21 protein-coding genes are annotated in these 22,507 nt (G+C 67.2%); 11 read left to right on the plus strand and 10 right to left on the minus strand.

The genetic code is table 11. The features are described from left to right. The first annotated feature begins 9 nt into the window (after nt 1-9). The 10 genes from ACFU5M_RS21075 (at nt 10) to era (ending at nt 9,445) form a co-directional block, all read left to right on the plus strand. Entirely contained in the window at nt 10-831 is an 822-nt protein-coding gene (locus tag ACFU5M_RS21075; RefSeq protein ID WP_379051693.1) for an alpha/beta fold hydrolase, read from the plus strand. Between the two features lie 8 nt (nt 832-839). Beyond that, nucleotides 840-1,643, plus strand: coding sequence for an alpha/beta fold hydrolase (locus tag ACFU5M_RS21080; protein ID WP_379051696.1), 804 nt, complete (start codon nt 840-842; stop codon nt 1,641-1,643). A 171-nt stretch (nt 1,644-1,814) separates the two neighbouring features. After that, nucleotides 1,815-2,846: a heat-inducible transcriptional repressor HrcA gene (hrcA, locus tag ACFU5M_RS21085; RefSeq protein ID WP_379051697.1), complete on the plus strand. Its 1,032-nt coding sequence runs from the start codon at nt 1,815-1,817 to the stop codon at nt 2,844-2,846. 151 nt (nt 2,847-2,997) lie between these two features. Next, a complete protein-coding gene (gene dnaJ, locus ACFU5M_RS21090; protein WP_379051699.1) occupies nt 2,998-4,149 on the plus strand; it encodes a molecular chaperone DnaJ in 1,152 nt (383 codons plus the stop codon). Continuing rightward, nucleotides 4,150-4,890: a 16S rRNA (uracil(1498)-N(3))-methyltransferase gene (locus tag ACFU5M_RS21095; RefSeq protein ID WP_379051701.1), complete on the plus strand. Its 741-nt coding sequence runs from the start codon at nt 4,150-4,152 to the stop codon at nt 4,888-4,890. 231 nt (nt 4,891-5,121) lie between these two features. Beyond that, nucleotides 5,122-6,183 (plus strand): PhoH family protein, encoded by a 1,062-nt coding sequence (locus tag ACFU5M_RS21100; protein WP_379051755.1) that lies wholly within the window; start codon nt 5,122-5,124, stop codon nt 6,181-6,183. 62 nt (nt 6,184-6,245) lie between these two features. Next, nucleotides 6,246-6,800: an rRNA maturation RNase YbeY gene (ybeY, locus tag ACFU5M_RS21105; RefSeq protein WP_379051704.1), complete on the plus strand. Its 555-nt coding sequence runs from the start codon at nt 6,246-6,248 to the stop codon at nt 6,798-6,800. Further along, nucleotides 6,797-8,161: a hemolysin family protein gene (locus ACFU5M_RS21110; RefSeq protein WP_379051706.1), complete on the plus strand. Its 1,365-nt coding sequence runs from the start codon at nt 6,797-6,799 to the stop codon at nt 8,159-8,161. Before ybeY ends, ACFU5M_RS21110 begins: the two co-directional genes overlap by 4 nt. Then, a complete protein-coding gene (locus ACFU5M_RS21115) occupies nt 8,158-8,544 on the plus strand; it encodes a cytidine deaminase (protein WP_379051709.1) in 387 nt (128 codons plus the stop codon). The genes ACFU5M_RS21110 and ACFU5M_RS21115 overlap by 4 nt, the downstream gene beginning before the upstream one ends. After that, a complete protein-coding gene (gene era / locus ACFU5M_RS21120) occupies nt 8,537-9,445 on the plus strand; it encodes a GTPase Era (RefSeq protein ID WP_379051712.1) in 909 nt (302 codons plus the stop codon). The genes ACFU5M_RS21115 and era overlap by 8 nt, the downstream gene beginning before the upstream one ends. Before the next feature lie 203 nt (nt 9,446-9,648). Here era and ACFU5M_RS21125 read toward each other — a convergent pair whose 3' ends face one another. The 9 genes from ACFU5M_RS21125 to ACFU5M_RS21165 all read right to left on the minus strand — a co-directional run bounded on the left by ACFU5M_RS21125 (nt 9,649) and on the right by ACFU5M_RS21165 (nt 20,633). After that, nucleotides 9,649-10,350 (minus strand): hypothetical protein, encoded by a 702-nt coding sequence (locus ACFU5M_RS21125; RefSeq protein WP_379051715.1) that lies wholly within the window; start codon nt 10,348-10,350, stop codon nt 9,649-9,651. Nucleotides 10,351-10,845: 495 nt separating this feature from the next. After that, entirely contained in the window at nt 10,846-12,267 is a 1,422-nt protein-coding gene (locus tag ACFU5M_RS21130; RefSeq protein ID WP_379051717.1) for an amidase, read from the minus strand. Nucleotides 12,268-12,431: 164 nt separating this feature from the next. Continuing rightward, entirely contained in the window at nt 12,432-12,875 is a 444-nt protein-coding gene (locus tag ACFU5M_RS21135) for a hypothetical protein (RefSeq protein ID WP_379051719.1), read from the minus strand. Between the two features lie 17 nt (nt 12,876-12,892). After that, complete coding sequence (locus tag ACFU5M_RS21140; RefSeq protein WP_379051721.1) at nt 12,893-13,408, minus strand: nucleotide exchange factor GrpE; 516 nt, start codon at nt 13,406-13,408, stop codon at nt 12,893-12,895. Beyond that, complete coding sequence (locus tag ACFU5M_RS21145; RefSeq protein ID WP_379051724.1) at nt 13,405-14,499, minus strand: tetratricopeptide repeat protein; 1,095 nt, start codon at nt 14,497-14,499, stop codon at nt 13,405-13,407. Before ACFU5M_RS21145 ends, ACFU5M_RS21140 begins: the two co-directional genes overlap by 4 nt. A 2-nt stretch (nt 14,500-14,501) precedes the next feature. Beyond that, on the minus strand, nt 14,502-16,019 hold the full coding sequence (locus tag ACFU5M_RS21150; protein WP_379051725.1) for an Hsp70 family protein: 1,518 nt from the start codon (nt 16,017-16,019) through the stop codon (nt 14,502-14,504). 527 nt (nt 16,020-16,546) lie between these two features. Continuing rightward, nucleotides 16,547-18,865, minus strand: coding sequence for a hypothetical protein (locus ACFU5M_RS21155; RefSeq protein ID WP_379051728.1), 2,319 nt, complete (start codon nt 18,863-18,865; stop codon nt 16,547-16,549). Next, nucleotides 18,862-20,061, minus strand: coding sequence for a hypothetical protein (locus tag ACFU5M_RS21160; protein ID WP_379051730.1), 1,200 nt, complete (start codon nt 20,059-20,061; stop codon nt 18,862-18,864). Before ACFU5M_RS21160 ends, ACFU5M_RS21155 begins: the two co-directional genes overlap by 4 nt. A gap of 29 nt (nt 20,062-20,090) precedes the next feature. Beyond that, nucleotides 20,091-20,633: a hypothetical protein gene (locus ACFU5M_RS21165; protein WP_379051732.1), complete on the minus strand. Its 543-nt coding sequence runs from the start codon at nt 20,631-20,633 to the stop codon at nt 20,091-20,093. Nucleotides 20,634-20,905: 272 nt separating this feature from the next. Between ACFU5M_RS21165 and ACFU5M_RS21170 the strand changes: the two genes are divergently transcribed. Continuing rightward, nucleotides 20,906-21,682 carry a response regulator gene (locus tag ACFU5M_RS21170; protein WP_379051734.1) on the plus strand — a complete coding sequence of 259 codons (777 nt, stop codon included), beginning with the start codon at nt 20,906-20,908 and terminating at the stop codon, nt 21,680-21,682. 35 nt (nt 21,683-21,717) lie between these two features. Here ACFU5M_RS21170 and ACFU5M_RS21175 read toward each other — a convergent pair whose 3' ends face one another. Continuing rightward, complete coding sequence (locus tag ACFU5M_RS21175) at nt 21,718-22,449, minus strand: response regulator (protein WP_379051736.1); 732 nt, start codon at nt 22,447-22,449, stop codon at nt 21,718-21,720. Nucleotides 22,450-22,507: the final 58 nt, after the last annotated feature.

A 22,507-nucleotide genomic window follows, 5' to 3' on the forward strand; every position in this document is an offset into this window, starting at 1 on the left:
GGAACTGTCATGCCGACGATCACCACCACCGATGGCGTCGAGATCTACTACAGGAACTGGGGCGCGGGGCGTCCCGTGGTGTTCAGCCACGGCTGGCCGCTGAACGGGGATGCCTGGGACAACCAGATGAACCTGGTGGCGAGCAACGGCTATCGAGCCATCGCGCACGACCGGCGCGCGCACGGCCGCTCGAGCGACGTGTGGGACGGGCACGACATGGACCACTACGCCGACGACCTCGCCGCGGTGCTGAACGAGCTGGACATCAGGGACGCCATTCTGGTCGGGCACTCGACCGGCGGCGGGGAGGTGACCAGGTACCTGTCCAGGCACGGCACCTCGCGCGTCGCCAAGGCCGTGCTGCTCGGTGCCGTTCCGCCGTTGATGCTGCAGACCGGCGGCAATCCGGAAGGGACACCGATCGCGGCGTTCGACGACATCCGCGCCGGCGTGGCCGCCGATCGATCGCAGTTCTGGAAGGACCTGTCGGTCCCGTTCTACGGCGCGAACCGCGAGGGATCGAGGGTCTCGCAAGGGCTACGCGACCACTTCTGGCTGATGGGCATGCAGGTGGGACTCAAAGGCGCGTTCGACTGCGTGAAAGCGTTCTCCGAGACCGATTTCACCGCCGAGCTGCCCGGCATCGACATCCCGGTCCTGGTCGCGCACGGCGACGACGACCAGATCGTGCCGCTCGCCGCCGCGGGCGCCAAAACGGCGGAATTGCTACCGCGAGCCCGATTGAAGGTGTATCCGGGCGCCCCGCACGGCCTGTGTGGTGACTACGAGAAAGCGTTCAACGCTGATCTGCTGGACTTCCTGAAGAACTGAGGAGCCCGATGACGAACAGACGCTTCCTGCGCCGCGCTGTCGCCGCGCTCGCCCTCACGCTCATCGCCACGGTGTCGGCCGGGCCTGCCCGGGCGCAGCCGCTGCCCACCATCGTGCTGGTGCACGGCGCCTTCGCCGACCCGACCAGCTGGGACGGCGTCGCCGCCGTGCTGCGCGAGCGCGGCTATCGCGTGGTCACACCGGAGAACCCGCTGCGCGGGCCCGCCTACGACGCGGCCGCCGTGCAGCGCGCACTGGATACCGTCAGTGGTCCCGTCGTGCTGGCGGGCCACTCCTACGGCGGTTTCGTGATCAGCAACGTGCGCGACCCGAAGGTCGAATCCCTCGTCTACATCGCGGCGTTCGCGCCGGTGCAAGGCGAGGTGGCCCAGGCGGCCCTGGACCCGATCCGCTTCCCCGGCAGCCAGTTGCTGCCGCCCGCGCTGCAGGTGAAGGTCGTCGACGACGCCACGGGTGTCGCTGGGAAGAACGTGGACGGCTACGTCGCGCCCGACAGCTTCAACGCCGTCTTCGCCCAGGACGTCGGCCCGGCAACCGCCGCCGACATGATCGCTCATCAGCACTCCATCGCGGTGAAGGCCAACCTCGAACCCTCCGGACCGCCTTCCTGGTCCGGCACCCCGAGCTGGTACCTGGTCTCTGCCGCCGACCGGGTGATCCCCCCGTCCTCCCAGCGCTTCATGGCCCAGCGCATGGGAGCCCGAACCAGTGAGATCGACGCCTCGCACGCCTCGCTCGTCTCCCGGCCCGACGCCGTGGCCGCGCTGATCGACGCCGCCGTACCCCGCTGAGCGCGGCGGTCCTCCTGCACCACCGGCAGGCGTTGCAGGCGAGCGCTCCGGTTACCGACAATTAGACTGACGGAACGGACGAACCGTGATTCGCCTGCGAGGCGTGGTGGCCGCGGGGCGTCGGCGCCGGGTACGGCGTGATCGGAGACGAAGAGCGAGGAGATGGGGCCGATGTCGAGCACCGAGGACCGGCGCTTCGAGGTCCTGCGCGCCATCGTCGCGGACTATGTCGCGACCAAGGAGCCGATCGGGTCGAAGACGCTGGTCGAGCGGCACAACCTGGGTGTTTCCAGCGCGACGGTGCGCAACGATATGGCGGTGCTCGAGGCCGAGGGTTACATCACCCAGCCGCACACGAGCTCCGGGCGCATCCCCACGGACAAGGGCTATCGGCAGTTCGTCGATCGGATCTCCGAGGTGAAGCCGCTGTCGGCGGCGGAGCGCAGGGCGATCATGGAGTTCCTGGAGTCCGGTGTCGATCTCGACGACGTGCTGCGCCGTGGCGTCCGTCTGCTGGCCCAGCTGACCAGGCAGGTCGCCGTCGTGCAGTACCCGACGGTGTCGGCGTCCACGGTGCGGCACATCGAGGTGGTCGCCCTCAATCCCGCGCGCCTGCTGCTGGTGGTGATCACCGACACCGGCCGGGTCGACCAGCGTCTGGTGGAACTCGGCGCGCTGATCGATGACGAGGATCTGGCCGCGCTGCGCGGCATGCTCGGCGGCGCGATGGACGGCAAACGCCTGGCCGCGGCCTCGGCGGCGGTTGCCGAGCTACCCGAGCGCGCGCCGGTGCGGCTGCGCGACGTGCTGGTGCGGGTGTCCACGGTGCTGGTGGAGACCTTGGTGGAGCACCCCGAGGAGCGGCTGGTGCTCGGCGGCACCGCCAACCTCACCCGCAACGCCGCCGACTTCGGGTTCCCCGGCTCGCTGCGCGCGGTCCTGGAAGCGCTGGAGGAGCAGGTGATCGTGCTCAAGCTGCTCGCGGCGGCCCAGCATCCGGGAACGGTCACGGTGCGGATCGGGGAGGAGACGCAGGTCGAGCAGATGCGCGGCACGTCGGTGGTGTCCACCGGCTACGGCGCGGCGGGAGCGGTGCTCGGCGGAATGGGGGTGCTCGGCCCGACCCGGATGGACTACCCGGGCACGATCGCATCGGTGGCGGCCGTCGCCCGATACATCGGCGAAGTCCTCGCCGAGCGCTGACCTGACCAGCGCGCGGAGACGCCACTGCTACGCTCGACCTTTCGGCCGGATAAAGTTGAGTGCACAAGACTAATGCTGTTGCCGGCGCGCTTCGAACGCGGCGCGGGCACCGGCGGCACTGTCGAGAACGACCAAGGACTAGAGAACTCAAGTGGCACGGGACTACTACGGACTGCTCGGCGTCGCGAAGAACGCGACCGATCAGGAGATCAAGCGGGCCTACCGCAAGCTGGCGCGTGAGCTCCACCCCGACGTCAACCCCGACGAGGCGGCGCAGGCCAAGTTCAAGGAAGTGTCGACCGCCTACGAGGTGCTGTCGGATCCGGAGAAGCGGCGCATCGTCGACATGGGCGGCGACCCGATGGAATCCGGCGGCGGCGGGGCCGGCTTCAACGGCGCGGGTTTCGGCGGGCTCGGCGACGTGTTCGAGGCGTTCTTCGGCGGAATGAGCGGATCGGCCGGTGCGCGCAAGCCGCGCGGTCGCGTCCAGCCCGGCGCCGACTCGCTGATTCGCACCCGGCTCAGCCTGGCCGAGTGCGCGGTGGGCGTGACCAAGCACCTCACCGTGGACACCGCGATCCTGTGCGACATCTGCCAGGGCGCCGGCACCAATAACAACTCCAAACCGGTGCGTTGCGAAACCTGCGGCGGCGCGGGCGAAGTCCAGTCCGTGCAACGGTCGTTCCTCGGCCAGGTGCTGACCTCTCGCCCGTGCCCCACCTGCCGCGGCGCGGGCGAGACCATCCCCGACCCGTGCCACAAGTGCGGTGGCGACGGCCGGGTGCGGGCGCGCCGCGAGATCGCCGCCCCGATTCCCGCCGGCGTCGCGAACGGCATGCGGGTGCGGCTGGCCGCGCAGGGCGAGGTCGGCCCTGGCGGCGGCCACGCGGGTGACCTGTATGTCGAGATCGTGGAGCAGCCGCACGACGTCTTCGTCCGGGACGGTGACGATCTGCACTGCACCATCCGGGTGCCGATGGTCGACGCGGCGCTGGGCACCACCGTCGTGATCGACACCATCCTGGACGGCCCCACCGAATTGACCATCCCGGCGGGTACCCAGCCCGGCGAGATCTCGGTGCTGCGCGGTCACGGCATGCCGCGGCTGCGCTCCGGCGCCCGCGGCGACCTGCTCGCGCACCTGGACATCGTGATCCCGGCCAAGCTGGACAGCAAGCAGAGCGAACTGCTGCGCAAGTACAAGGGAATGCGGGAGCGCGAGCGCGCCGAGGTGATGTCGGCGCAGTCCGAGCACAACAGCGGCCTGTTCGCGCGACTGCGCGCCTCGTTCAGCGGGCGCTAGGTGGCCGCGACGGTCTTCTACCTCGACGAGGTGCCCGAGCCGGGTGCGGTCGCGGTGCTCGACGGCCCGGAGGGCAGGCACGCCGCCACGGTGCGCCGCATCCGGGTCGGCGAGTCGATCACCCTCTCCGATGGGCGCGGTGTGCTCGCCGAATCGGAAGTCGTCGCCGCGCAACGCGACCGGCTCGAGTTGGCCGTGCGCCACCGGGTGCTGGCGGTTCCCCCGACGCCGCCGGTGACCGTCGTGCAGGCGCTGCCGAAGTCCGACCGTTCGGAGCTGGCGGTCGAGCTGATGACCGAGGCGGGCGCCGACACCGTCATTCCCTGGCAGGCCGCGCGCTGCGTCGCGAACTGGGAGGGCAAAGCGGCCAAAGGGGTCGACAAGTGGCGGGCCGCGGCGCGTTCGGCCGCTCGCCAGTCCCGCCGGGCCTACATCCCGGAAGTCACCGACCTGCACCGCACCAAGGAATTGCTGGAGCTGGTCGGTAAGGCGAAGGCCAACGGCGCGATCGTCGCGGCGTTGCACGAATCCGGTACCACCCGCTTCACCCGCTTACCGTTCGCCGACGCCACCGAAATCTTCCTCGTGGTGGGCCCGGAAGGCGGACTGGACGACGCGGAACTCACCGCTTTGACCGAGGCGGGTGCGGACGTGACCTTGCTCGGTCCCACGGTTCTGCGGACCTCCACCGCGGCGGCGGTCGCCCTCGGCGCCCTCGGCGCGCTGACTCCGCGCTGGTGAGAGTCACCCGGAAAGCTGGGCGAGTCGGCTTTCGTGACTACACCGAGGATTGGGCGCGGCGACGTGGGGGAATTCCGTGAGGAGCCGATTGCGCCCGCGGCGTATTCACTGGGCGGTGTCGGTGGGGCGCGTTAAACTCTCTCCATACAGCAGTCGAGACCGGAAAGCAGGCTATAGCCACTTTTGAGAACACAAGGCGAGATCGGCGACCCGACTACCCCAGCGGCAGGCATCGGCGCCGGCGACAACGGTTCGGGTCCCGCAGCGCGCACCGTGCGCTCGAGTATCGAACTCGCTCCCGAATCCGTGTTCCCCTTCCTCGGTTCGGCCGACCAGAACCTTCGTGAGCTGGAAACGCTGCTCGACGCGGACATTCACGTCCGCGGCAACTCCGTGACCCTGACCGGCAAGGCGGCCGACGTCGCGCTCGCCGAGCGGGTGATCGAGCAGTTGGTAGCGCTCACCGGCCGCAACCGCGTGGTGACGCCCGAGGCGGTGCGGCACACGGTGTCCATGCTCACCGAGGGCTCCAGCGAGTCGCCGGCGGAGGTGCTCAGCCTCGACATCTTGTCCCGGCGGGGCAAAACCATCCGGCCCAAGACGCTGAATCAGAAGCGCTACGTCGACGCGATCGACGCCAACACCATCGTGTTCGGCATCGGTCCCGCCGGCACCGGCAAGACCTATCTGGCGATGGCCAAGGCGGTTCAGGCGCTGCAGTCCAAGTCGGTCAACCGGATCATCCTCACCCGTCCGGCAGTCGAGGCGGGGGAGCGGCTCGGCTTCCTGCCCGGCACGCTGAACGAGAAGATCGATCCGTACCTGCGCCCGCTCTACGACGCGCTGCACGACATGATGGATCCGGAGGCCATTCCCAAGCTGATGGCGGCCGGGGTCATCGAGGTCGCGCCGCTGGCCTACATGCGCGGCCGGACCTTGAACGATTCGTTCATCATCCTGGACGAGGCGCAGAACACCACCGCCGAGCAGATGAAGATGTTCCTCACCCGCCTCGGGTTCGGCTCGAAGATCGTGGTGACCGGAGACGTGACCCAGGTCGATCTGCCGCACGGCGCCCGGTCCGGTCTGCGGGCCGCCAGCGAAATCCTCACCGAGATCGAGGACATCCACTTCGCGGAGCTGACCAGCAGTGACGTGGTCCGCCACCGGCTGGTCTCCGACATCGTCGACGCCTACGACCGCTTCGAGGCCGAGACGCGCCCGCAGGTCGCTCCGCATTACGCGGGCAACCGGGCGCAGCGCCGCGCGGCGAACCGGTCGGATCGGCGATAACCAGTCTCGCCGGGCGGGGCTCCGCTCCGCCGACGCGATCGCCGGGATCGTAGGCTGTTCGGGTGAGCATCGAGATCGCCAACGAGTCGGGTATCGACGTACCCGAAGAAGAGCTGGTCAGCGTCGCGCGTTTCGTGATCGCCCGGTTGGACGTGCACCCGGCCGCGGAGTTGTCGATGGTGCTCGTCGATCTCGACACCATGGCCGACCTGCACATGCGCTGGATGGATCTACCCGGCCCGACCGACGTCATGTCCTTCCCCATGGACGAACTCGAGCCGGGCGGGCGGCCCGACAGCCCCGAACCCGGCCCGTCCATGCTCGGCGACATCGTGTTGTGCCCGGAGTTCGCCGCCGGACAGGCGCGCAAGGCCGGGCACTCCCTGGATCAGGAACTCGCTCTGCTCACCGTGCACGGCGTCCTGCACCTGCTCGGCTACGACCACGCCGAGCCGGAGGAGGAGAAGGAGATGTTCGCGTTGCAGGCCCGGCTGCTCGAAGAGTGGTACGAGAGCCTGCGGGAAGCTCAGCGGCGCGCCGAGCTGGCCGAACGCGACGCGCGATTGCTGGGCAAGGCGGGCTTCACCACACCGGGTGACTCCTCGGGTCCCGCGTGAATTTCCTGACCCTCGTTCTGCTCGCGGTCCTGCTCATCTCGGTGGGTGGGGTCTTCGCCGGTGTCGATTCCGCCCTGAACACGATCTCGCCCGCCCGCGTCGACGACATGGTGCGCGCAGACCGGCCCGGTGCCGTGCGGCTGAGCCGGGTCGTCGCCGACCGGGCGCGATACGTGAATCTGATGGTGCTGCTGCGCATCCTGTGCGAGATCGGCGCCACGGTGCTGCTGGCGGCGGGACTGATGACGGTCTGGGGAAAGAACTGGGCGCTGCTGGACACCGCGCTGGTGATGGTGCTGGTGTCCTACGTGGTGATCGGTGTCGGCCCGCGCACGCTGGGCCGGCAGCACGCGTACACCATCGCGCTGGCCGCGGCTCTACCGCTGCAATTCATCGGCGCGCTGCTCGGCCCGCTGAGCAGGTTGCTGATTCTCATCGGTAACGCGATCACTCCGGGTAAGGGTTTTCGCAACGGTCCCTTCGCTTCCGAGATCGAGCTGCGCGAGGTGGTCGAGATGGCCAGTGAACGCGGAGTGGTCGCCGACGACGAACGGCGCATGATCCAGTCGGTCTTCGAACTCGGCGACACACCGGCGCGTGCGGTGATGGTGCCGCGCACGGAGATGGTCTGGATCGAAGCGGACAAGACCGCGGCACAGGCGATGTCGCTGGCGGTGCGTTCCGGGCATTCGCGGATCCCGGTGATCGGCGAGAACGTCGACGACATTCTCGGCGTGGTCTATTTGAAGGACCTCGTGCCGTATACCGATCGCAGCCGCAAGGTGCGGGTGCGCGAGGTGATGCGGACCGCGGTGTTCATGCCCGACTCCAAGCCGCTGGACAGCCTGCTCGACGAGATGCAGCGCAGGCGCAACCACATGGCGTTGCTGGTGGACGAGTACGGCGGCATCGCTGGTCTGGTGACCATCGAGGACGTGCTGGAGGAAATCGTCGGAGAGATCGCCGACGAGTACGACACCGACGAGACCCCGCCCGTCGAGGATCTCGGCGACGGCCGCTACCGCGTCTCGGCCAGGTTGCCGGTGGAGGATCTCGGTGAGCTGTACGGGTTGGAGATCGACGAGGAGGACGTCGACACCGTCGGCGGTCTGCTAGCTCATGAGCTGGGCCGGGTACCGCTGCCCGGATCGAAGATCGAGGCGCACGGGCTGGTGTTGCGTGGCGAAGGCGGCGCGGACGCCCGGGGCCGGATGCGAGTGAACACCGTGGTGGTACGCAAAGCGCGCGAGAAGGTCCCCGCCGGGAAGGCCAACGGGGACAATGCCAATGGCAAGCGCAAGGCCAACGGATCGGAGCGGGAGATCCCTGCCGATCGCGACGAGGACGGAGACAGCGAATGACCGAACTGGACGCCGAGGACAACAAGCTGGTGGTGCTGGCCCGAGGCGCGCTCGGCCGCACCGGCGGGTCGAGCGGAGCGGCGATCCGGGACACCGACGGCCGCACCTATGCCGCGGGTGAGGTCACGCTGACCGCGCTGCGGCTGACGGCGCTGCAGGCCGCCGTGGCTGCGGCGTTGTCCAGCGGCGCAGCGGGATTCGAGGCGGCCGTCGTGGTCGGCGGGCGGTTGTCCGACTTCGGTGTGGCCGCGGTGCGTGAGGTGTCGGCGGAGACGCGGATCATTTTCACCGATCGCGACGGCGCGGTGTTCGAGATCGTCGACGACTCCGCCGACGCGGCCGACGCGGTGAGCGCCGACTCCGGCGAGGTGCGCGGTGGCTGACGCGCGGGAATTCCGTTCCGGGTTCGTCTGCTTCGTCGGCCGCCCGAACACCGGCAAGTCGACGCTGACCAACGCGCTGGTGGGCGCGAAGATCGCGATCACCTCCTCGCGCCCGCAGACCACCAGGCACACGATTCGTGGCATCGTGCACCGGGAGCACACGCAGTTGATCCTGGTCGACACTCCCGGTTTGCACCGCCCGCGCACCCTGCTCGGTCAGCGTCTCAACGACCTCGTGCGCGATACGTATTCGGAAGTCGACGTGATCGCGCTGTGCATCCCGGCCGATGAGAAGATCGGCCCGGGCGACCGCTGGATCGTGCAGCAGATCAGGCAGATGGCGCCGAAGACCACCCTGCTCGGCGTGGTCACCAAGATCGACAAGGTGAGCCGCGACCAGGTCGCCGAGCAACTGCTCGCCGTCTCCCAGCTGCTCGGCCCCGAGGCCGACGTGGTGCCGGTGTCGGCGGTCAAGGGCGAGCAGGTGGAGGTTCTCGTCGACGTCATCGCCTCGAAGATGCCGGAGGGCCCGGCGTTCTACCCCGACGGCGAGCTCACCGACGAGCCGGAGGAAACGCTGATGGCCGAGCTCATCCGCGAGGCCGCGCTCGAAGGTGTCCGCGACGAACTGCCGCACTCCCTGGCCGTCGTCATCGAGGAGGTCCTGCCCTACGAGGACCGCGAGGACATGCTCGACGTGCACGCCCTCCTCTACGTAGAGCGCCCCAGCCAGAAGGCCATCGTCATCGGCAAGGGCGGATCCCGCCTCAAAGAAGTCGGCACCAACGCCCGCGAGCAGATCGAACACATCCTCGGCACCCGCATCTATTTGAACCTGCACGTGAAGGTGGCCAAGGACTGGCAGCGGGATCCGAAACAGCTGGGCAAGCTCGGGTTCTGAGCGGTTCGAGCGTCCCCGGATGGTTTCCGGGAGACCGCTCGGTGCGGTCCATCCGGGACGCCGTTGCCGCGACACACATCCGGTGCTGGTCTCGACATGACGAACCGGATGCTGATCAGCGAACCTCGGTGCCAGGTTGATCTCCTTCGCCGATTGGAACGTGTCGGAGATTTCGGCGCGGAACCGAGACGTGTCCTGCTTGCTCACGTCGCGAGGAAGGTTCTGATGGCTTCGTCGCTGGAGAGATGGTTGGCACTGATGGTGACGTCGATCGTGGGGTAGTTCCTGCGCACGGCGTCGGCGATCGTGGTGAGGCGATCGGCGATTACTGCGGGGTCGCGTAATGACTCTTGCCGGAGGCCGTCGAAGCCAGGGAACCCGTCGGCGACCAGGGTCACGTCCGGGTTGTCGATGATGTCGTCGTAGGTTTGGAATTCCACGCTGACGATCTTGGAAGTGTCGACGCGGCCCGGAGTGGTGAATACGCGGTCGCTGACACCTTCGATGAAATCAGCTGCCGAATGCCCCTCTTCTGCCATCGGATTCACCCGGATACGGTTGGCGTCGATACCCAACACCATCCCCGCGGGATGGAACCGCATCGTGCCGTCACGGACATCGGTCCAGCTCGTGATCGTGCCGTACACGCCGGCGATGTCACTGCCGTCGGTGAGGTATACGACGTCTCCGGCGGTGCTGTGCGACGCTGTGCGGATATAGCCTTCCTCGGCTGTGGCTTCTCTTCCGCGAAAAGCTCTGGGAAACACCTGATCGACTTGCCACAAACGTGCTCCGTTATAGAAACGATCCGGCGGTGCGGCCCCTGACCCCAGCAGCGGACGTGGGAATGACGGGTCGCCGGGATCGAAAGTGTGGCGAAAACCTCTGTCGGCGTCGGAAAGCACTCGAGCCGCACCCTCGGCTTCACGAACGATAGGCCTGACGCCGTGTTCGGCATCAGCCCTCGCGATCCTTCGGAGTTCGTTGCTCAAGTGCTGGGCGAATCGGGCATATGCCCGTGCGATCAAGTCGGATCTGGTCAGCAAGACAACGTCCTCGGCCCGATCGCCGCGGCTTCCTCATCTCAGGTGCCGCCGGCCTGCGAATACGCCCTCGCGATGCCGAGTCGGCAGTAGCTCCTCGCCGCGCGCAGGCAAGACATGAACGTCTACCAGGTGACGATCGGCCATCGGGCCCTCCTCGCGTTCCAGGGGCGGCCGAGAGAACGCGGCATCGACGCATAGAACCCGTGTGGGCCCTGTGGCGGCCGTACCGACACATGCGGGGGACTCGGCGCATCCACAAGGTACATCGTGCCGGTGAAAGCCGAGCACGATTCGGCACGGCGCGTGCGTCAGCCCGTCCGGTGCCGAACCCGCACGGCCCGGGCGGGATTCAGGTCACCACCAGGGGTCGGGGCGGTGGCGATGCCATCGCAGTTCGGATTCGAGCTGGGCGGCCAGGGAGATGAGCCGGGGCTCGGAATTCGCCGTGCCCATCAGTTGGGCCCCTACGGGGAGACCGGCGTCGGTGAAGCCGGCGGGGACATTGACGCTCGGCCAGCCGAGGACGTTCCAGGGCCAGGTGTAGGGGCAGGCCGCGGTGATGAGGTTGTTGGTGGCGTTGACGCCGATGCCGTCGATTTCCTCGGCGCGCGGTGGTGGAGTCGCGGTGGTGGGCGCGAGGACGACGTCGTAGTCGCGGAAGAAGTGGCCGATCCGCTTGTGTAGCAGCGGTTCCAGTTGTCGCGCCGCGAACAGGGCGGGGCCGTCGAGAACCCGTCCGATCCGGGCGTTGGCGGCGGTGCGCGGGTCGACCTCGAGGCCGGGCATGCGCTGGTACACCCGTCGGATTCCGGCGAGCGAACGCGGAAGGAACGAGCCGCCGATCAGGATGCCGTAGTGCAGATCGGCCACGGTCACGGTGTGCCCGAGGTCGCGCAGCGTGTCGGCGATGCGCCGCACGGCTCGCTCGACCTCGGGATCGAGCGCGGTTCTGGTCGCGGTGAACGGAATGCGCAGAGAGAGGGCGATGCGCAATCTGCCCGGGTCGCGGCCCACAGCGTCCGAGGCGCTGATCGGCTCCGGAGTGTGCAGGTCCCCTCGGTGCGGACCGGCCGCCGCATCCAGCAGCAGCGCCGCGTCCGCTACGGTGCGCGCCAGTGGCCCGTTCACGGTGAGGCCGTAGAACGCTTCGGCCTCCGGCCAGGTCGAGATGCGTCCGCGCTGCGGCTTGATGCCGACCAGGTTCGTCCACGCGGCCGGGATGCGGATCGAGCCCGCGCCGTCGGACCCGAGGGCGGCGGGGACCAATCCGGCCGCGACGGCTGCCGAGGCGCCGCCGGAGGACCCGCCAGGCGTCCGGGTGCGGTCCCAGGGATTGCGGGTGTGCCCGAACCACGTGGCGCTGGTGAACGGCCACTGCCCGAGTTCGCAGGTGTTGGTCTTGCCGACGATCACCGCGCCCGCGGCGCGCAGGCGGCGGACCGACTCCGCGTCCTCGGTCTTCGGTGCGAACTCGCCGCCACAGCCGAACGCGGTCGGCTCGCCGGCGACATCCGTGTCGTCCTTCACCGCGACGGGCACGCCCAGCAGCGGCAGTCGCTCCCCGGTGGCCAGCCGCCGGTCGGCGTCGGCCGCCTCGGCGAGCGCCCGCTCCCGGCGCACGATCCGGAAGGCGTTGAGCGTGCCCTGTGCCGCGTCGATCCGATCCAGCGTGCCGCCGACCGCCTCGGCCGACGTGATCGCGCCACCCGCGATCGCGGCCGCCAGTTCGGCCAACCCCAGCTCCCGCGTACCGGGCGCGTGATCGGACACCGTCATGTGAGCTCCGTCTCGTCGTCTTCTTCCAGACGGTAGCGCGAACTTGGTCAATCGTCCATATAGGTGCGCACTGCTGGGGGAGCCGGTTGGGAGGGCCGAGGCGGTGCTCGATAAGCGGGATCGGGCTGCGGTCGGCGCGCTGGCCGAGTGCCCGGAGGCGCGCGTCAGCGAATGTGCTTGCACTCGCCGCGGGGCACACCTTGGGTGAGGTCGGGCCGACCGAACATTCGGCCGACCAGCGCGTTGAACGCGGCCACCGACAACCAATCCGTATCGTTGCAAAGGAAATCGTTCTTGGTGCCCGAAACATCCTTGGACTTCAAAGATTTCGCCCATTTCTGCGGCGTTCCCCCGCACCCGACGTGCACCTGGTAGTCGCCGCCTTTGTCGAGATTGAAGGAATAGTCGACCTTGGAGTGGCCGCCGAGCCGGACCGGGACCTTGGTCTGCGCCCATCCCGATTTCGACGTCTTGGCCTGGACCCACACCCCGACCGGCGAGGCGCTGTTGATGCAACCGATCGTGCCGCTCACCGTGGTCGACGCCGCCGATGCGCTCGGCAGGCCCAGGCCGAGGAATGCCGCCGAAGCGGAGAGTGCAACGGCCATGCGGAAGAACCTGCGCATTATTCGAACCTCTCGATAGGGGATTGCGTCTCGACGGGCTCGGATAGCGCCGAGCGAGCCGCGACGACGACTTGTTCCGGTCGCAAGAGGCGCGCACCCATGACGTATCCGGGGCGGACGATTTGCAGCACCGATCCCGGCGACCGGCCGGGAGCCTCGGCGGCGGCGACGGCTTCATGGATGTCGGGATCGAAGTCGGCCCTGGCGGGCACACGCCGGACGCCACGGCGTTCGAGCACCTCGTGCAGTTCGTCGACGATGCTGACGAGCACCTCGTCGTGCTCGTCGTGCAGCGACGCCACCCGATCGACGAGCATGAGCAGTTCCCGGAACAGCGGCGCGAGCAGCTGTTCGGCGAACCCCCCGCGGGCGAGGGCGAGCTGCTCGTGCAGATCGTCCAAGGCTCGATTCTTCGCTTTGTCCTCGAGCAACCGGCGGTGGAACAGGTCGCGCAATTGCGCGACCTCCCCGGCCAGCGTGATCAGCGGATCATCGGTACCGGGCGGTGCGGTCATATGCCGCGCTCGGTGATGTCGTACCGCTTCGAGTTGTGCTTCCAGACCGGCATGCGGTGGGTCAGCGTGTAACCGGCGATGACGGCGGCGACGATCAGCAATCCGATGCCCTTCATGGGTATCAGGGCCAGGCCGATGATGAGGGCCACCGCCCATGGGCCCATACCGCTGTGGAACCACTTCGCCTCGGCGGCCTTCTCGGCCAGTTCGATGTTCTCTTGCAACGAGGCGCGCAGCGGCCCGTCGTCGAACCGCAGTTTCAGTGCGCGGCCGGACATCTCGTGGGTGAGGGCGATCTGCGCCTCGGAGGTGATGCAGTACGCTCCGCTGCGCAGTTCCGACCACATGCCGAGGTTGACCTGTTCCAGCGCGAGGGCCAGGTAATACTGGAAGATCTGCTCGTTCGGATGATGCCGGACCACGTCCTCCATCAGTTCCAGCGCCTTGTCGTTCTTGTTCTGTTGCAAGTAGACGTTGGCGATAGCGGTCCGGTAGAGCGGCTCGCCGGGCGCGAGACGCAGTGCCGTCTCGTATTCGCCGAGCGCTTCGTTCAATGCGCCGGTGGCCAGGAACGCTTCGGCGTAGTCGAAGTGGTATTCCGGGCTGTCGGGCTTGAGACTGATGGCCTCCCGGAACTCGAAGCCGGCGTCCTTGTAGTTTCCCATGACGAACGACGAGTTCGCGCGCACCGCCCAGGCCTCGTGGTTGGCGCCGTTGACCGAGATCGCTTCGCGGGCACAGTAATACGCGGAGGGGGCGTTACCGCGCTCGAAGTACTCGCGGGCGAGGGTCAGCCAGTCCCGGCCACCCTGCGCCACCGGCGCCGGCTGATTGCTCGTCGGCCGATACTGTCTGGCCTGCTGGTCGAATTGCCGTCGTTGGTTGGGGTCGAGCAGCACCCGCTCGGCCTGGCCGAGGTGGCGTACCCGGGCTTCGGCCTGCGCGCGTTTCACGGGATCCGATTGGCCCGCGCGCTTGTTCCACATTCTGCGCTGTTCGCGGATGGCCGTCTTGATGGCATCCTCGCCCGCGGTCTCGGCGAGGCCCAGGATTTCGTAGTAGTTGACGAACTCTTCGGTTGTCGTGGTCATGCTCAATTCACCTCGAGATTTTCGTTCTTCGTGCGGGCGGCTCGAATGTCGGCGGCACTGAGATTGGCGACGTTGTCGACCTCGAACGTGCCGAGTGATTTGTCCGCGGTGAGGTCGGTGATTTCGACCTGGATGGTCTGATCTATGTCGTAGTGGAAGGTGATCAGCACCGGGGAGTCCGCCGGATAGGGCGGGATGGTGAAAAGCTGCCCGCCGTCGGGCCATTTTCCTTCGGTGACGAACCGGACGTAGTCGATGTCCTCGTCGTCGCCTTGGGTGACGCAGATCCGTAGTGCGGTCTGGCCGTCGGCGACGGTGCCGAACACCTGGCTCGCCTTGGCGGGGATCTTGGTGTTGCGCGGGATCACGATGTGGTTCTTCGGCTCCCTGCTGTCGTCCAGCGCGACCGTGCCCAGCGCCTGCGAAGTGACGTCGAGGACGACCGGCTTCCATGCCGTGCTGGAGGACCCCAGCGATTCGGCTCGGATCGCCGCGCCGAGCGCCACGAGCTCGTCGGGGTTGCCTGCCCGCAGCGGTGGCTTGCCGGTCAGTTCCTCCAGCATCGTCGCCACCATCGGCATGCGCGTGGAGCCGCCGACGAGCAAGGTGTGGTCGATGTCCGCGAACCGCAGGCCCAGCTCCTCCACGAGGGAGTGGGTCAGATCGCGCGACTGGTTCAGCAGGTCGCTGGTGATGTCTTCGAACGTTTCGCGCGTCACGGTGAGCGTGCGCGTGACGCCGCCGTGACTGAGCACCACGCGGGTGGACCGGGTCGAGCTGAGGGTGCGTTTGGCCAATTCGGCCTTCTCGCGCAGGTCGGCCTCCGCGTCGAGCGCTTCATCGAGATCGCTGCCCCCTTGGGCCATGTACTGCTCGTTGAGGTGCCGCATGAGCCGGTTGTCCCATTCGAAACCGCCCAGTTCGTGTAGCCCGTCGGTGCCGAGTACGTCGAACTCGCCGTCGCCGATCCGCATGACGGTGACGTCGAACGTGCCGCCGCCCAGGTCGTACACCATGACGGTGCCGGCGCGGCCGCGGTTGAGCCCGAAGGCCAATCCGGCCGCGGTCGGCTCGTTCAGCACGTGCAGCACGTTGAGTCCGGCGATCGTGCCCGCGTCCTTGGTCGCCCGCCTGCGCGCGTCGTCGAAGAACGCCGGAACCGTGATCACCGCGTCGGTGACCTGCCCCTGCCCCAGGACGAGTTCGGCGTCCTCCTTCAGCCGTTTGAGGATCATCGCCGAGACTTCCTCGGCCGAGTAGGCGCGGTCGTCGGAAGTGACGAACCGGTAGTCCGGGTTGCCCATCTGCCGCTTGACGAACTGCGCGACATCCAGCGGCGCGGTCGCCGCGGACCGTCTGGCCATCGAACCGACCAGCACGCTGTCGGAGTCGAAGAAGACCACCGACGGCGTGAGTCGCTCGCCGTCCCGGTTGACCAGGATCTCCGGCCTACCGCTCGCTCCGACGACGGCGACCGCTGAGAACGTGGTACCGAGATCGATACCGACGGTATGTGCCACTGTTTGCCCTCCCGATGCACCTGGTGACGGTGCACGAAAAATGGTTACTGCGAGATATGCCAACCTGTGCGGTCGGAGTGCCGGCATGCGTCGGATTCGGACACGCGCCGCGCACCGGACGGTCCGCGACAATGGTCAGGGATTCGGGGCCTTCCATTCGAACTTGCACATCTGGCACTGATATTTCTGCCACCCCTGCCGGTCCTTCTCGCCGATGTCCATTCCGGTCTTCTTGCTGCATTGCGGACACACTTCAGCCATTCTCGGGCCTTCCGATGGTGGGAACTGTGCTCCAAGGTTTCGGGGGGCGCACAGGTTTAAAATCATATAAGTCCGGTACGGCAAGTGATCAGCGAATCTCGGAGTGATTTTCGGCCTGGATTATCGTCGTCGGACCGATTTGTTGCCGTTTCCGGGTGATGTCGCTGGTTTATTGCTCGATACTGCCGAAGTCGGCAAGATGTTGCTTCTGAGTTCCGATCTTCCGCTCGGGTCGCTTCCTTCGACACGAGATGACAAGGCACAGTTCAGGGTTCGCGGCCGGTCCGCGAGCCGCCGGCGATGCTCCATCGTCGACGGCGTCCGGCTCGTCCTCTCGCCGGAGGCGGTCCGATGGACTGATAGATGCCGCGCAGCCACGCGCGCACCGCCGTGTCCTCGATCTCGTTGCCGAGGATGGCGCCGACTTCCACATAGCCGACGACCGCGGCGATTGCGGCTGCTCGCGCTTGCAGCCCCCGCGGACGAAGTCGATGGTGGAAGGTGCTGAGGTGGCCGCCGGCCAGCCGAGCGCAGATGTGACGCAGAATCGCTGCTGCCAACGGGGCCGTGTCGTCGAGCAGGCATGCGTCGATCAGCAGGCCGAGGGCGTCTCGCTCCGTGGAGGCGAGTCTGTCGCGGGTGAGTTCTCGGATCAGGTGAGCCACCCCCTCTTGCGTTTTGATCAAGAAGCGGGAGCGATGGAGCACGAGCGGTATCGTCACCGCCCGATAGGGTTCCAGCGCCGGGCCTGCGGCTGCCCGCAATGCGTCCTCGAGGTCCGCGGTACGGCGAGGCATGCGAAGCAGCCGCGTCCACGCGGCCGATCGAGGACCGTAGTTCAAGCCGGCGAGGAAGGTGAGGTGCTCCGTCACGCCGGCGGGACGCTGTCTGTCCTGGCTGCGAACCACCAAATCCTCGCCTATGACAGTCGAGATGATGGCATCCCATTCCGGGTCGGGCGCGGGCGGAACGGTGAGCGCCGCGGCCAGGAATCCGGGGCGGCGGCGGGTGTCGAGTCCGGGAAGAACGATCGCCAGGATCGCATGACGCTGGTCGGTGTCGAGTGCCTGCGCGGTGGCGATCGCGACGCTGTAGGCCAGCCGCGGATCAAGCTCGGCGACAGCCTCGTACAGCGGTGCGACGGAAGGCAACGCCTCGACGAAGTAGGACGCGAGCTCTGCGGAGGCGCGCAGCCGCGCCAAGATCGACGCCGGATCCTTTCTGGTGGCCAGGAACGCCCGTGCCAGCGCGGCCGCGCGGATGCGGGCCGAGAGCCGGACCTCGTCCGCTATGACCAGGCAATCGGCGACGGTGGTCGTCGTCAGCAGAGCCTCGGCGACGGTGGAGGTGCCCGCACGTTGCGCCGCGACGTGCAGCAGGACGCACCGGTCGGCGAGGGCGAGATCAGCAGCGTTCAGAACGTGGGGTGCCAGGTGGTGTAGCAGCGCGAGCAGGCAGGTATCGCGGTAGGCGCCGAGGTTACTTCTGACCTCACGCACATACGCGCCCACCGTGTGCGCGGCCGATCGGTCGGCTATCTCCCGGCCGAGACGGGTGGCCAAGTCGTCGGCGCGGTCGGCGGGCACTGTCTCGAGCCGGCGCAAGGCTTTCCACGCCGGCGGATCGGACTCCAGGAGAAAGGCAACGAGGATGTCGCTGCCGCGTGGCAGGGCGAGCACCGTCGCGAGCCCTCCTTCGCGGCGAAGCAGGAGGGCCAGCAGGGCGTGATCCGGCCTTCCCGTCGTGAGCACCGTTATGCACCGGAGGACGGCATCGAGCGGTACGACCTCTCCGCCTCCCTCGCCCCCACGCACCGCTTCCACGGCAGCGCGCACGACGGCCCGATCGCTTGTGTCGTCGGAGAGGATGAGGCGCTGGGCCTGGTGGAGTTGCGCGACCGGCCGGGTGGACCGAACGCCTATCATTCCGGGCCGCGGACGTTCCGTGCCCGCCATGCCGGTGATGTCGAATTCCTCGGCGAAACGGGATGTCTCGTAGGTCGATACGGTGAGGCCCTCGGCGACTTCGGGGAGCCGCCGTGCCAATTCGGCGAACGCGGCGACGATCACCTCCGGCGGCTTCCGCAGAATCACCGGTAGTTGCCCGCCGCGCGCCAGAATCGCCGCGACGACGTCCGACAGCTCGTCCGGATGCAGGACAGGCAGCGGCGCCGGGGGTATGTCACCCAAACCGGTTCGGGGCAGGACGGGGCCGACCGGTAGCTGTCCCCGCCACCAGAACGGGGAGTCGAAGCGCGCCGCCAGTTCGATCACGGGAAGTGCCGTCACCGGTCCGGCCACTATGTGGGCGTAGAAGTTGCCGGGGCGTCCGGTCGCGTCCAGCCCGAGGTAGCCGCGACGGAACACGAATCGCATCCCCTCGCGGTCGGTCCATCCGTACGACACCGGCATGAGGCTGTCGCGATGTCTGTCCGGAGGAGCGGTGTATCGGCACAGCTGTAACGCGGCTCGCGTGAGCACGTCTTCGCGGTCCGCCAAACCATCTGTCGCGGCGACGGTTTGACGACCGAGTCCAGCCGCCCCCCGGGGCACCCGTGTATAGAGGAGCTGCTCCAGCTCTGTCATGCGGAGCGACCACTGATCTCGGGTAAGCGCAGCAGCACCATCAGGAGCGGATCCAGGCAGCGAAGCGGCTTCAGCACGTCGATGGCATCCGCGCTGGGGTTCTCGCCGATGGCGGCGACGGCGTGGAAGGAGACCAGGTCGGGGGGCAGCCGTCGGCCGGCCGCGACCAGGTCGTTGCCGCCGAATGCGCGCAGAACCTGCCGAACTTCCCAGTCGATCCGCTCGGCGTCCCCGAACCAGGCCGCGACGGAACTCATATCGGCCGGCGTCGAGAACAGCGGAGGGTGTCCCAGCGCCCCGGCGACGAGATCGGACTTGGACAGCGTGATCGCGACCGGTGTCCGCTGACGATGTGCGTGATCGAGCTCTTCCAGGCACGCGTTCAGCAAGTTGGCCTGATTGGCGTACGCGGTGTCGACAGCGCCCTCGACCTGCCAGACGCGTCCGTCCGGCCGGTCCAAGGACAGCGGATCCACCAGGAAGATCATCGCGTCCGCGCGGCGCACGAATCCGGCTGTCGAAGCGCGGCGGCGCGGGTCCGCCAAATCCTCACCGCAGATGTCGTGGAACAGGACCAGCGCCGGATCGTTCGGGCCGACAGCAACTTTGCACACCAGCGGGTTCCGCGCCACGTCCATGCCTTCGGGAGTCGACGGGAGGGTCGTTCGCTGCCGGAACATGGGAATGAAGTAGTCGCTGTCGAACCGGTTGCCGCTGTCGTTGTCGAAGATGAACTCCCCGAAGTCGCAGGACTCCAGCCCTTGCCGGTAGACAGCTTCGCGCAGCATGCTCGCCAGATAGTGTGTTTTGCCCGCTCCGCTGGTTCCCACCACCGCGATGGTGTAGATCGGGTAGTTGTCGATATCCTCCGGCATCGGCGTCGCGCATCGGTTGCACAGGCGGCGGGGGACCAGGGCTGGTTTGACGTCACTGAGCAGAGGGAGTGCGGGCGGCCGCGCTTTCTGGAGCACCCGGTTGGCAAGGCTTTCGTCGGTGCCATCCAACGGAGCTTCGACGACGACAGGCCAGCCACGAACCACGTCGTACACCGGCACGTTCACCGCCGGGGCGACGGAGTGCTGACCGTCGGCGTCGCCGGCCCTGCGTCTGATGCGATTGGTCGCGACGATCGGGAGTTCGCCGAGCATCACCACGTGGCCGCAGTACGGGCAGCGACGTTTCGAGAACACGTGCATCGTGTGATTCCTCTGATCCGCTGCCTGAGTCACCGGACGAATCGGCGGTCGGAATGGTTGTCAGGGCGGCCGTCGGTGCGGTCGGGGTGATGGGTGTAGGTGATGCCGATGTAGATGATGATCCCGACGACGAAGGCGACGTTGGGGATCACGGCGGTTCCCATGGCGAGGCCCTCGGTGCGGATGGCCTGGGCGTATACCAGGAGGAATTCGATGATCGCGATGGCGCCGATGAAGATCGTGATGCGTTTGGCGATGTCTTCGCTCTTGGGGAAGACGTGCACGAAGTACCAGCCGACGGCGGCACCGGCGATCGCGGGCAGGACGGCGCCCGCGATGAGCGCGAGCGGTGTGGCGTTGGACAGTGCGCTGACGGCTAACTCGGCGACGGTCAGACCGGCGACGTGGGTGGCCAGGACGACGAGGCCGCCGGCGATCAACATGCATCCGCGAAGAACGGATTCCATCGAGTCGTGCGGCTCGAGAACCACCCGGAAGCAGTAGGTGATGAAAAGCACCGCCGAACTCAGCAAGACCAGATGAAACAGGGCATAGAGCAGAAAGATGACCATCTACAGGGGTTTCCTCGGGATGTCGACGAATGTTCGGCCGGAAACGGCATGATTTCGGCCGCAGGCGGGCACGCCCCCGTGGCGTCCGATGACTGTGTGGATATCGAAACACGAAATGGTGCGGCATTATCGGTTCATGGACGAGCGATGCTACTAATCACTTGTCCAGGTATGGATTCGCCGCATAGTAACCCGGGAGCCGGTCGGATGTGCAAGATCTTGCCTGGGGCGGTGAACTATGAAACCTACTGGTTCGAAAGACGTTCGACGTCTTGCCGACGCGTATCGGCAGCGATGAAGATCGCGATATGGAACCGAGCTTACGAGTACTCGTCGCCTCGCCACTGGGGGGAATCATCGCTCCCATGCTGTCGCAGTATTTTCCGGCATCGACCGTCGCGGTGGCCTCCGATGTCGACGAGGTTCGCAGTCAAATCGTGGGACGTTTTCGGTTCGACGTGGTCATCTCGGATCTGATCTGGAACAAACCCGAAATGGAATACCGCTTCGACGGTTTGGATGTCCTGGACTTGCTTCGTGACACCAAACGGCAGAGCGAGGTTCTACTTGCCGCGCAAGGGCACAGCATGGAGAGCGACCACCTCGACGAGGCCCGGCTGCGCGCGGCCGAGATCGCCGAGTTCTACGACAAGTCATCCGGCGTGCCCGCTCTGCTCGCGGCCATCCAGCGCGCCGCGACCGGCCGCAGCGCACAGACCGTGCCCCCGCAGCAGGGGCCGCCCGCATTGTGCGCGCTGTTCACCGAACAGCGTGGCGAGACGGCAGGCCGATTGGCCGGTGCGATCGCGGCCAAATCGGCTTGGGACTACAACTCTCTCGCCCAAGTCGCCCAGGTGGGCCTCAACACCGCCAACAAGGCCACCAATACCTATATCGGGCCGATCATCCTCGCCCGCAAAGAGTTGCCGGAGGGTACGCCCCTGACCCAGGGCGCGGTCTTCCGCTGGTGCGGGGAGCACGCGCATTACCTGATCAGTTGGTGCCGCCGAAACGGCCATGCCGATGTTCTCGGTCCGCGATTCACGTAACGGCACGATCCGCACCGGGAGTCCGCAGATCGCCATCAGCGGTCGTCCCCGCGCGTCAGTACTTCCGTGTGCCCGTTTCGACGACACCAGCTCATCAGATAGCGCGCGTGTAAACCACACCAGCGGTACACGACGGCCGGGGTGAGTTCTCCGTTGGCTTCGTTCTCGCCACGTTGCGAGATGATCTGCCCGAGATGACCGTCGGCCAGCGAATGGGCCGCGTCGAGATCGACTTCGGCCGCGGCTGCCAGGGATGCGGCGTCCCACGTACGTCCGGAAGCGATCGCCCCGGCGAGCCGGCCCGCTTGTACTCCGTCGCGCCCGGTGAATAGTTCATAGAGCGAGGGGATACCGCTCGGCGCGGGGCGGCGCGGCAGGCGTTCGCCGTCGGCGACTTGCCGGATCGCCGAGAGCAGCGCCGTTATCCCCGCCGCTTTTTCGTGCACACCCGCGATCTCGTCCGCGCGGTGATAGGCCTCGTCCAAGTGATCCTGCTCCATGCCGTGACCTTGTCCGGCCAGCAGAACGGGAGTGCCGGAACGGCTTTCGCGCACCATCTGCAGAACATCCAGCCCGTCGAAGCGGAACTCTTGCGTGGGGTCGTTCCATACCAGGTCCGCGATCACCACGTCGGGTTTCTCGATGCCGGAGACAGCGCGAACCACGTCCGCTCGGTCGCGGGCGACGATGACCTTCGCCGCCGGGAACGACGTCGACAGCGTCGGTTCGATGACGTCTCCGAGCGGTGAAGCGACGAGAAGTCGCATGAATCGATTCCCCTCTCGGTATCCCCGATGAAATCTTCCGTCCCGCGGCGAGAAACCA

This window comes from Nocardia sp. NPDC057455 (assembly GCF_042802775.1).
GTDB lineage: Bacteria > Actinomycetota > Actinomycetes > Mycobacteriales > Mycobacteriaceae > Nocardia.

What these genes read in the sequence shown, in the direction of transcription:
- ACFU5M_RS21075 (WP_379051693.1), top strand. Translation starts at nt 10, where the DNA reads ATGCCGACGATCACCACCACCGATGGCGTCGAGATCTACTACAGGAAC.
- ACFU5M_RS21140 (WP_379051721.1), bottom strand. Translation starts at nt 13,408, where the DNA reads ATGACCGCACCGCCCGGTACCGATGATCCGCTGATCACGCTGGCCGGG.
- ACFU5M_RS21160 (WP_379051730.1), bottom strand. Translation starts at nt 20,061, where the DNA reads ATGCACGTGTTCTCGAAACGTCGCTGCCCGTACTGCGGCCACGTGGTG.
- ACFU5M_RS21080 (WP_379051696.1), top strand. Translation starts at nt 840, where the DNA reads ATGACGAACAGACGCTTCCTGCGCCGCGCTGTCGCCGCGCTCGCCCTC.
- ACFU5M_RS21145 (WP_379051724.1), bottom strand. Translation starts at nt 14,499, where the DNA reads ATGACCACGACAACCGAAGAGTTCGTCAACTACTACGAAATCCTGGGC.
- ACFU5M_RS21175 (WP_379051736.1), bottom strand. Translation starts at nt 22,449, where the DNA reads ATGCGACTTCTCGTCGCTTCACCGCTCGGAGACGTCATCGAACCGACG.
- ACFU5M_RS21165 (WP_379051732.1), bottom strand. Translation starts at nt 20,633, where the DNA reads ATGGTCATCTTTCTGCTCTATGCCCTGTTTCATCTGGTCTTGCTGAGT.
- ACFU5M_RS21135 (WP_379051719.1), bottom strand. Translation starts at nt 12,875, where the DNA reads ATGGCCGTTGCACTCTCCGCTTCGGCGGCATTCCTCGGCCTGGGCCTG.
- ACFU5M_RS21115 (WP_379051709.1), top strand. Translation starts at nt 8,158, where the DNA reads ATGACCGAACTGGACGCCGAGGACAACAAGCTGGTGGTGCTGGCCCGA.
- hrcA (WP_379051697.1), top strand. Translation starts at nt 1,815, where the DNA reads ATGTCGAGCACCGAGGACCGGCGCTTCGAGGTCCTGCGCGCCATCGTC.
- ACFU5M_RS21130 (WP_379051717.1), bottom strand. Translation starts at nt 12,267, where the DNA reads ATGACGGTGTCCGATCACGCGCCCGGTACGCGGGAGCTGGGGTTGGCC.
- ACFU5M_RS21155 (WP_379051728.1), bottom strand. Translation starts at nt 18,865, where the DNA reads ATGACAGAGCTGGAGCAGCTCCTCTATACACGGGTGCCCCGGGGGGCG.